This is a genomic window from Bifidobacterium parmae (assembly GCF_002860365.1).
GTDB classification, from domain to species: domain Bacteria; phylum Actinomycetota; class Actinomycetes; order Actinomycetales; family Bifidobacteriaceae; genus Bifidobacterium; species Bifidobacterium parmae.
The window spans coordinates 41,672-52,633 of sequence record NZ_NMWT01000017.1 but is presented as its reverse complement, the minus strand read 5'-3'; the positions used below and the strand labels follow the sequence as shown (position 1 = coordinate 52,633).

Annotated in this window: 3 protein-coding genes and 3 pseudogenes; all 6 read left to right on the top strand. The window is 66.6% G+C overall.

What is annotated here, in order from left to right; all coding sequences use genetic code 11:
* A pseudogene (xseA, locus tag Uis4E_RS06830) lies at positions 1-1,250 on the top strand (exodeoxyribonuclease VII large subunit); the annotation flags it as partial.
* A gap of 111 nt (positions 1,251-1,361) precedes the next feature.
* Entirely contained in the window at positions 1,362-1,733 is a 372-nt protein-coding gene (locus Uis4E_RS12210; RefSeq protein ID WP_101622450.1) for an exodeoxyribonuclease VII small subunit, read from the top strand.
* 334 nt (positions 1,734-2,067) lie between these two features.
* Positions 2,068-4,467, top strand: coding sequence for an anaerobic ribonucleoside-triphosphate reductase (gene nrdD, locus Uis4E_RS06820; protein ID WP_243394407.1), 2,400 nt, complete (start codon positions 2,068-2,070; stop codon positions 4,465-4,467).
* Positions 4,468-4,830: 363 nt separating this feature from the next.
* Entirely contained in the window at positions 4,831-5,547 is a 717-nt protein-coding gene (gene nrdG / locus Uis4E_RS06815) for an anaerobic ribonucleoside-triphosphate reductase activating protein (protein ID WP_101622449.1), read from the top strand.
* A 400-nt stretch (positions 5,548-5,947) separates the two neighbouring features.
* Positions 5,948-9,127, top strand: a pseudogene (locus Uis4E_RS12435) (acyl-CoA dehydratase activase-related protein); the annotation flags it as partial.
* A 219-nt stretch (positions 9,128-9,346) separates the two neighbouring features.
* A pseudogene (locus Uis4E_RS12430) lies at positions 9,347-10,924 on the top strand (activase); the annotation flags it as partial.
* Positions 10,925-10,962: the final 38 nt, after the last annotated feature.

The window sequence follows — 10,962 nt, the reverse complement described above, 5'->3', positions numbered from 1 at the left end:
ACGCGTTCCGCATGATGCGCGAGGCCGTCGACAACGGCATGAAATACCTCGTCATGGAGGTCAGCTCCCAGGCGTACAAGGTGAACCGCGTCCACGGACTCACCTTCGACGTCGGCGCGTTCCTCAACATCTCCCCCGACCACATCAGCGACATCGAACACCCCTCGCTCGAGNTCAACACGCGCCGCGCCGGATCCGCCTATCTCACGGTGCGCGACGACTTCGAGGACATCGCGATCTCCGTCTCCGGCTGGCGCGCGTTCGCCGCCGCCGCCGCACAGTTCCGCCAGGGCGACCGGGTCGTCATCCACGGCCGGGCCGACATCTGGGTCAAGCAGACCCGATTGAGCTTCATCGGCGACGAGATTCGCAAGATCGGCGCAGGCGGGCTCAAGGAGCAGATCGACGAGCTGCGCAGGAAGCTCAAGGGCGAAGGCCTGTTCGACGCGGAGAACAAGGTGCCGCTGCCCGAGTTCCCCAAGTGCATCGGCCTGATCTGCGCCCCGCAGGCGCGCGCCGAAGGCGACGTGGTCACCAACGTGAACCTCAGGTGGCCGGTCGTGCGCTTCAAGATCGTGCACGCGCACGTGCAGGGCGCGCAATGCCCGCCCGACATCATCGAGGCGATCAGGCGTCTCGATGCCGACCCGGAGGTGGACGTGATCATCGTGGCGCGCGGCGGCGGCGCGTTCGAGGACCTCATCGGATTCTCCGACGAAGGCGTGGTGCGGGCCACGGCCGCATGCCGGACGCCGATCGTCTCCGCCATCGGCCACGAGGACGACTGGACGCTCATCGACCTGGCCGCCGACCTGCGAGCCTCCACGCCCACCGACGCGGCGAAGAAGGTCGTGCCGGACGTGCGCGAGCAGTGGCAGCTCGTCGACAACGCGGTGGCGCGGATGCGCATGCGCATCTCCTCGCGCGTCGAGGGCGAGATCCGGCTCGTCGAAGGCTATGCGAACCGGCCGAGCCTCACCCGGCCGCTCACCATGCTCGAGCCGCACCAGCGGTTCCTCGACGACGCGCGCGGCCGGCTCGACATCGGCCTGCGGCGCATCGTCGACGACGCCTCGCTCACCATCGAGAAGGCGCACGCCTCGCTCACCGCGCTGAGCCCCCAGTCCACGCTGAACCGCGGGTACGCCGTCGTGCAGACCGCCGACGGGCACGTACTCGACGACGCCGCGAACGTCCACGCCGGCGACGAGCTCACCCTGACGCTGCGCAGGGGCGTCGTCACCGCCAAGGCCGACTGACCCGGCGCGTGGGCGGACGCACCGGGTCAGGCGCTGCCGGTACGTGCCGGCGCGTGGCGCTGAACGAACGAAACGATACGACACGAACGAAAAGGAACGGACATGACCGACAAGAACACGACGGAACAGACCGCGGCCGAGACCGTGGAGACCGACAACGCGACCGCGCAGAACACGGCCGCGAAGGCGGGGGAGGCCGCCGCGGCCCCCGCCTCGACGCTCACCGACAAGGAACGCGCCGCCATCGCGCGGATGCCCTACGAGGAGGCTCGCGACAAGCTCATCCAGGCCGTGCAGGCGCTGGAGGCCGGCGGCCTCAACCTCGACCAGTCGATGCGTCAGTGGGAGATCGGCGAGGCGCTCGCCCAGCGGGCGCAGAGCCTGCTGAACGACGTGCGCGCCCGCCTCGACGCCGCGCAGAACGCGCAGGCCGCCACGGCCGACACGGCCGGCACGCAGTCCAATCTGGACTGACCGCCCCCCGCGGCTCCATTGTCCGGGCGGGTTGGCAACATGCTTCCCGGCCCGCTTGGGCGGAGCCGTGCCCAAGGTGCCTTCCGGCCGCTCCGGACGCCGTCGCGACACGCGGCGTATGGGATTGTTACGTTAATCACACAGATGTGATTCCGCGGTATTCCGCCGAAAAACCACTACCACTAGTGTTTGGGCGGCGTGCCGCGACTAGATATAGGGGTGGGGATGCCGTACAGTATCTGAGGCCCGAAAAACGGGAACGCGCCGAGCGGCTCCCCGACGATCGGGAGAAGTTGTACGACAAGGCCTTTCGGGGCCGGGATGGAGATGCGAGATGGAGACAGCAACGATCAGTCCGACGACCACCACCGTCAAGGCCGCCGGCCGTCCGGTCCAGGTCGAGAAGCGTGACGGACGCGTCGTCGACTTCGACCCGATCAACATCATCTCCGCCGTCAAGGCCGCGTTCGGCGACCTCGACAAGCAGGTCGGCCCGGAGGAGGAGAAGCTCATCCGCGGCTTCGCCAACCAGGTCGAAGGCGAGATCAAGGAGCGCTACGCCGGCCCCGCCAAGATCGAGGACATCCAGAACCTCGTCGAGCACGCGCTCATCGATGCGCACCTGTACGACGTGGCCCGCGCCTACACCACCTACCGCCTCGACAAGGACATCGAGCGCGCGAAGGCCACCGACGTGAACGAGGCCGTGTCCCGCTTCATCAACCAGGACCCGACCCTCATCCACGAGAACGCCAACAAGGACGCCAACGTCTACGCCACCCAGCGCGACCTGCTGGCTGGCGCCGTCTCCAAGGCCGCCGCGTTCAACATGCTGCCGCCGGCCGTGTCCAACGCACACATGAAGGGCGACATCCACTTCCACGACGCCGACTACTCGCCGTTCACCGCGCAGTCCAACTGCTCGCTGCCCAACTTCTGGGACATGCTCGCCAACGGCTTCACCCTCGGCAACGCGCCGATGGCCTCCCCGAAGTCCATCGCCATCGCAGCCACCCAGATCACCCAGATCATGAAGGACGTGGCCTCCAGCCAGTACGGCGGCCAGACCGCCAACCGCGCCGACGAGCACCTCGCCCGCTACGCGAAGCTCGACTACGAGAAGTTCCTCGAAGAGGCCCGCGAGATGATCCCGGACGACATGCCGATCGAGTTCGCGCGCCGCCAGGTCGCCAACGCGAAGGCCAACGAGCCGTCCAAGCTCCACTTCGAGAAGGGCCGCGAACCGCTGCCGATGGACACCCCGTTCCACGACGACGTCGACGAGATCGAGCAGGAGCGCGAGATCCTCGCCAAGATCCGCACCCGCAAGGCCATCTACGACGCCATGCAGACCATGGAGTACCAGATCAACTCCAACCGCGTCTCCAATGGCCAGACCCCGTTCGTCACCGTCGGCTTCGGCCTCGGCACCGACTGGTTCTCCCGCGAGATCCAGCGCGCCATCCTGCTCAACCGCATCCGCGGCCTCGGCCGCGAACACCACACCGCCATCTTCCCGAAGCTCGTGTTCACCGTGCGCCACGGCGTGAACGCCGACCCGGGCGACCCGAACTACGACCTCAAGCAGCTGGCCCTCGAATCCGCCACCAAGCGCATGTACCCGGACGTCGTGTTCTACGACAACATCGTCAAGATCACCGGCTCCTTCAAGGCGCCGATGGGCTGCCGCTCCTTCCTGCAGGGCTGGATCAACCCGGAGACCGGCAAGGACGAGGAGGACGGCCGCATGAACCTCGGCGTCGTCTCCGTGAACGTGCCGCGCATCGCCCTCGAATCCCACGGCGACAAGGCCCGCTTCTGGAAGCTGTTCGAGGAGCGCATGGAGATCGCCCACCAGGCCCTCCAGTTCCGCATCATGCGCTGCAAGCAGGCCACCCCGGTGAACGCGCCCACCCTGTTCCGCTTTGGCGCCTTCGGCCGCCTCGGCGCCAACGACAGCGTCGACGCCCTGTTCAAGAACGAGCGCGCCACCGTGTCCCTCGGCTACATCGGCCTCGCGGAGACCACCGCCGTGTTCTACGGCAAGAACTGGATCCGCGACCACGGCTGGGATCCGGAAGGCAAGGAGTTCGCGCTGTCCATCGTCAAGCGCATGAGCGAACTGTGCAAGCAGTGGAGCAAGGCGGAGGGCTACCACTACTCCGTGTACTCCACGCCGGCCGAATCCCTCACCGACCGCTTCAACCGCATGGACCGCGAGAAGTTCGGCCGCGTCGACGGCGTGACCGACCACGACTTCTACACCAACTCCTTCCACTACCCGGTGTGGCTCCAGCCCACCCCGATGGAGAAGCTCAACTACGAGAAGGACTTCCCGTACTACGCGTCCGGCGGCTTCATCAACTACTGCGAGTACCCGTGCCTGCAGGACAACCCGAAGGCGCTCGAAGCCGTGTGGGACTACGCGTACAACGTGGGCATCGGCTACCTCGGCACCAACACGCCGATCGACCACTGCTTCGTGTGCGGCTTCCAGGGCGACTTCGAGCCCACCGACGAGGGCTTCAAGTGCCCCGAGTGCGGCAACTCCGACCCCGACAAGTGCAATGTGACCAAGCGCACCTGCGGCTACCTCGGCAACCCGGTGCAGCGCCCGATGGTGCACGGCCGCCACGAGGAGATCTCCCACCGCGTCAAGCACATGAGCGGCGAGACCGGCCACGTCACCCTCGGCGACGGCTCCACCCGCGAATGGTTCGAGGAAGCCAAGTAGCCGATTATCCTGTTCCCGCCATCGGCGGGACGCGGNGGATGACGGCCATTGGTTTCGCTCCCGCCGGCGGGAGCCGTCGAACGAAGTGAGACTGAGGGTGGTTCGTGCAACGTCGCGACCACCCTCAGTCCGTCTGCGACGGACAGCTCCCGCCAGCGGGAGCGCATCACGGTGTGGAGCATCTGATCCGTCTGCGACGGACAGCTCCCGCCAGCGGGAGCGCATCACGGTGTGGAGCATCTGATCCGTCTGCGACGGACAGCTCCCGCCAGCGGGAGCGCATCACGGTGTGGGGCATCTGATTCGTCTGCGACGGACAGCTCCCGCCAGCGGGAGCATGCACGTAAGTGAGGAGTGTGGATCATGGTTGAGGACGGAAGAATGATCCGTCGCGACTTCGCGGCGGGGGAGACCGGGCGCGGCCCCTCCGTACCGTCGAACGGACTCGCCAACGATCCGCGCGCCGGACAGTGGGACGGCCGGCGCATGTCCCATCGCATGATCGCCGACTACAAGACCTTCGTCGTCACCGACGGCGAAGGCGTGCGCAACTCGCTGTACGTCTCCGGCTGCCCGTTCCACTGCGTCGACTGCTTCAACTCGTCCATCTGGGATTTCCAGGCCGGCCATGAGTACACGCAGAAGCTCGAAGACCGAATCATCGACGACCTCAAGGCCCCATGGGTGCAGGGCATCACGTTCCTCGGCGGCGAACCGTTCCTCAACACCCCCGTCCTGCTGCCGCTCGCGCACCGCATCCGCGCGGAATTCGGCCACGCCAAGGACATCTGGTGCTGGACCGGCTACACGTGGGAGGAGCTCGCACGCCCCGGCGAGACCCCTGACAAACGCGAGCTCCTGGGGCTCATCGACATCCTCGTCGACGGCCGGTACTTGAAGACCCAGAAGGACTCGCTCTTGCAGTTCCGCGGTTCCAAGAACCAGCGCATCATCGACGTGCCCCGATCCCTCGCGCAGGGCCGCCCCGTCATCTGGGGCAAGCTCCACGACCAGGAGCGCGACATCCCCGAAATCTACCTCAAGGACCGCGAAGCCGGCGAAGGCGCCCAGGCCTCCTGACACGGCGCTCCTCCCTTCCCCTTCCCCGTCCTCCCCTCCATCCCATGGTGCGGTAAAACTCCCATGGTGCGGTGGCCCAAAACGGCTTGATTCCGGGGTTGTGGAGAAAGTGTGTTGCCGCACCATGGGAAGGGCGGCCCCTATGGGTGGGGCGAGCGGGTGAGTGGGAGAGGGGATTCCTTCACGGGATGGGGAGGGAATCGTCGTGGTATTCCGACAGGACACGCGGAGGCGTTGCGTTTACGGCTTTTCCTGTTAGATGAATCACGCCCGTGCCCCGCGTGACCCGCCTCCCTTGGGCAGGGCTTCGGACTAGAGTATGGGTTTTGAGTGGCCGGGCCATACGCGATTTGCTTGCGACTCGCAAGACGCGTCCCGGAAATCGGTTGAAGAGGTTTACATGGTGAACGAAGCACATACCGTGGCGAACAACCACGATACGAAGCCGTTGCGCGTGGGTTTGGACATCGGCTCCACCACCGTCAAGGCGGTGGTGCTCGACCAGTCCGACTCCCTGAAGAACACGCTGTTCTCCGACTACCGCCGTCATCACGCCAACGTGCGCGCCACCGTCGCCGGACTCCTCGTCGACATCCACGCCGAACTCGACAAGCTCGGCCGCGGCGACGAGCCGATCCGCCTCGCCATCACCGGCTCCGGCGGCCTCGCGCTCGCCGACAACCTGCACGTGCCGTTCGTCCAGGAGGTCATCGCCGAGACCGAGGCGATCGACAAGGAGTACCCGCAGGCGGACGTCATCATCGAGCTCGGCGGCGAGGACGCCAAGATCACGTACCTCAAGCCCACGCCCGAACAGCGCATGAACGGCTCGTGCGCGGGCGGCACCGGCGCGTTCATCGACCAGATGGCCACCTTGCTCGACACCGACGCGGCCGGCCTCAACGAGATGGCGAAAAACTACGAGAACCTGTACCCGATCGCGTCCCGCTGCGGCGTGTTCGCCAAGACCGACCTGCAGCCGCTCATCAACGACGGCGCCGCCAAGCCGGATCTCGCCGCCTCGATCTTCACCGCCGTGGCCACGCAGACCATCGCCGGCCTCGCCTCCGGCCGCCCGATCCATGGCACCGTCATCTTCCTCGGCGGCCCGCTGTTCTTCATGAGCGAGCTGCGCGCCGCGTTCCAGCGCGCGCTCGACGGCAAGGTCGACGAGTTCATCGTCCCCACCGACGCCCACCTGTACGTCGCCTACGGCTCCGCGCTCCAGGCGGACATGGACGTCGACGACGAAGGCCACCATTTCGAGGCGCACACCTGCGACGAGATCCTGAAGCGTCTCGACGAGCTCAAGAACCTGCCCAGCAACACGCCCACCATGCCGCCGCTGTTCCCCACCGAGGCGGACCGCGAGGCGTTCGACAGGCGCCATCACCGCGAACACGTGCACATCGGCACGCTGGAGGGCGCGCACGGCCCGCACTTCCTCGGCATCGACGCGGGCTCCACCACCATCAAGGCGACGCTCGTCAACGACGACCGCGAGATCGTGTGGTCCTCCTATGCGAACAACGAGGGCAGCCCGCTGACCGCCGCCATCAACATCGTCAAGAAGATCCAGTCCGAACTGCCGCCCGAGGCGTGGATCGCGCGCTCCTGCGCCACCGGCTACGGCGAGGGCCTCATCACCACCGGCCTGCACCTCGATGAGGGCGTCGTCGAGACGATGGCCCACTACCGCGGCGCCGAGATGGTCAGCCCCGGCGTCACCGCCGTCATCGACATCGGCGGCCAGGACATGAAGTACCTGGCCATCACCGACGGCGTCATCGACTCGATCGCCGTCAACGAGGCCTGCTCGTCCGGCTGCGGCTCGTTCCTGCAGACCTTCGCCATGTCGATGGGACTGACGATCCAGGAGTTCACGCAGAAGGCGCTCGCCTCCACGCATCCGGTGGACCTCGGCTCGCGCTGCACCGTGTTCATGAACTCGTCCGTCAAGCAGGCGCAGAAGGAGGGCGCGTCCATCGAGGACATCGCCGCCGGCCTGTGCTATTCGGTCGTGCGCAACGCCCTGTACAAGGTCATCAAGCTGCGCGACTCCGGCGAACTCGGCGACACGGTCGTCGTGCAGGGCGGCACGTTCCTCAACGACGCCGTGCTGCGCGCGTTCGAACTGCTCACCGAACGCGAGGTGACGCGCCCGAACATCGCCGGCCTCATGGGCGCGTTCGGCGCGGCCCTCACCGCGCGCATGCACTACGAGGACGAGTTCGACAACGGCGCGTCCGAGCACACGAAGTCGTCGATCCTCACCGGCGACGCGCTCGACGACATGTCGATGACCACCGAACGCGACGTGTGCAAGCTGTGCCAGAACCACTGCAAGCTCACCATCACCACGTTCTCCGACGGATCGCGCTTCGTGACCGGCAACCGCTGCGAACGCGGCGGCGACGCGAAGAAGAAGCGCTCCGACCGTCCGAACCTGTACGACTACAAGTACAAGCGCTGCTTCGCCTACCGCCGCCTGACCGACAAGAAGGCCACGCGCGGCGAGATCGGCATCCCGCGCGCGCTCAACATGTACGAGAACTATCCGTTCTGGTTCACGCTGCTCACCTCGCTCGGCTTCAAGGTGATGATCTCCGGCCGCAGCTCCCACGAACTGTTCGAGACCGGCATCGAATCGATCGCCTCCGAGAACATCTGCTACCCGGCCAAGCTCGTGCACGGCCACATCAAGTGGCTGCTCAACAAGGGCGTCAAGACGATCTTCTACCCGTGCGTGAGCTACGAGGACAATCTCGTGCCCAACACGGACAACCACTACAACTGCCCGGTCGTCGCCAACTACCCGCTCGTCGTCGGCGCGAACATGCCCGAACTGCGCGCCGAGGGCGTGCGCTACATGCACCCGTACTTCAACCTCGCCAACCACGAGCTCATGGTCGACCGCATCGTCGAGGAGTTCGCGTGGGCGAACGTGACGCGCGAGGAGGCCGAGACCGCCGTCAAGGCCGCTTACGCGGAGGACAAGGTCTTCAAGCACGACGTGCAGCAGGAGGGACTGAAGGCCCTGGCGTACATGAAGGAGCATGACTGCCGCGGCATCGTGCTCGCCGGACGCCCCTACCACATCGACCCGGAGATCAACCACGGCATCCCCGAGACGATCTGCTCGCTCGGCATGGTCGTGCTCTCCGAAGATTCGATCTGCGAACTGCAGCCGGGGGAGAAGCTCAACCTCACCGAATTCCTCGCCAAGGGCGAGGAGGATCCGCGCAAGAAGAACGCGAACGGGTTCCGGCACGTCGGCGACCGCAAGCTCACCGTCAAGCGCATGCCGCTGCGCGTCACCAACCAGTGGGCCTACCATTCCCGCCTGTACGCGGCGGCCCACTTCGTCGCCTCCTATCCGGGCCTCGAACTCGTCCAGCTCAACTCGTTCGGCTGCGGCCTCGACGCGATCACCACCGATCAGGTCGCCGAGATCCTCGCCGACAAGGCCGACGTGTACACGCTGCTCAAGATCGACGAGGTCTCCAACCTGGGCGCGGCGAAGATCCGTCTGCGCTCGCTCAAGGCCGCCGTCGAGGAGCGTGAGGCGAACAAGCGCCGCCTCGCCGCCGCGTCCGGCGTCGTCGACAAGCACGACCGTCCCGTCGACGCCGCCACGGACACCGCCTCCCGCAAGGCGCGGGAGAAGGCCGAGGCGGATCTCGCGGCCGCGAAGGCGGCGCTCGCCGCGGCGCAGGCCGCCGTCGACGCCGCCGAGGCGAAGGTGAAGGCGTCCGGCGCCGCCGGCGCCGCCGGCGCGGACGTCCCGGCGAACGCTCCGAAGTCCACCGGATTCCGCAGGACCGGCACGAAGGCGCCGACCGCGGGCCGCCAGATTCTGCTCGACACGACGATGGCCGCCAATCCGAAGCTCACCGAGGCGATGCGCAAGGCGTCGAAGCGCGCCGCGCGGCGCGACGTCGAGAACGCGCGTCTCGCCGCGCTCGGCGACGGCACCACGGCGAACGCCGTCGCCGGCGCGGACGGCGAGGCCGCGAGGAAGTCCGGACACAACAACGCGACGATGTCGCGCTACGCGCACCGCGAGAAGTTCCTCAAGAACATGAAGAAGGACTACACGATCGTCGCCCCGCAGATGAGCCCGATCCACATGTCCCTCGTCGAGGCGGTCATCCGCTCCGGCGGCTACAAGTTCGACATCCTGAAGCACGCCTCCCGCGGCGACGTGGAGACCGGACTCAAATACGTGAACAACGACGCCTGCTATCCGGCGATCATGGTCATCGGCCAGCTCATCGACGCGATCATCGAAGGCAAGTACGATCCGGACCACGTGGCGCTCGCGATTACGCAGACCGGCGGCATGTGCCGCGCGACCAACTACTTCGGTCTGATCCGCAAGGCGCTGGTCGACGCCGGCTACCCGCAGATCCCGGTCATCGCCATCTCGACGCAAGGGTTGGAGGACAATCCGGGCTTCAAGGCGACGCCGGCGCTGCTGCACCGCGCCGTCAAGGCGCTGATCCTCGGCGACCTGCTCATGAAGTGCCTGTACCGCGTGCGCCCGTACGAGGTGGAGAAGGGCTCGGCGAACCGCCTCTACGAGCAGTGGGACACGATCGTGCGCGAGACGATCGAGCACCACGGCTTCTCGAAGACGGCCGCGAAGACCCCGTGGCTGAAGAAGGGCTACCTGCCGTACGGCCGCCTCGCCAAGGAGATCGTCAAGTCGTTCGACGCGCTGCCGTTGAAGGACGAGCCGTGCAAGGTGCGCGTCGGCGTGGTCGGCGAGATCCTCGTCAAGTACCAGCCGGACGCGAACAACCACGTGGTCGACGTCATCGAATCGCAGGACTGCGAGGCCGTGGTGCCCGGCATCATGGAGTTCATGACGACCCGTCCGTACATCACCGACTGGAACGAGAAGCATCTCGGCACCGGCGGCAACAAGACCCTGTACGCGCTCATGCGCTGGGGCCTCGACCGCTACAACGCGCCGATCAAGGCGGCGATCGCCGGCTCGCACGGCAAGTTCAAGCAGGACGACCCGATGCCCGAGCTCGTCGAGAAGGCCGCCGAGGTCACGTCGATCGGCGTGCAGGCCGGCGAAGGCTGGCTGCTGACCGCCGAGATCCTCGAGCTCATCGAACAGGGATGCCCGAACGTGATCTGCGCGCAGCCGTTCGCCTGCCTGCCGAACCACGTGACCGGCCGCGGCATGTTCGGCAAGATCCGCCGCCTGCACCCGGAGGCCAACATCGTCTCCATCGACTACGATCCGGGCGCCTCCGAGGCGAACCAGCTCAACCGCATCAAGCTGATGATCGCCGCCGCCAAGAAGGCGCACAAGGCGAAGTTCGGCGACGACGAGCCGCAGGGCTTCACCACCGCCGACTGACGGGGCAGCGCGCCCGCTATCGGTTTTTCATATAGCCG

Bases quoted from the DNA above. Each gene is read 5' to 3' on its own strand.
- Uis4E_RS12210 (WP_101622450.1), top strand. From the start codon at position 1,362: ATGACCGACAAGAACACGACGGAACAGACCGCGGCCGAGACCGTGGAG.
- nrdD (WP_243394407.1), top strand. From the start codon at position 2,068: ATGGAGACAGCAACGATCAGTCCGACGACCACCACCGTCAAGGCCGCC.
- nrdG (WP_101622449.1), top strand. From the start codon at position 4,831: ATGGTTGAGGACGGAAGAATGATCCGTCGCGACTTCGCGGCGGGGGAG.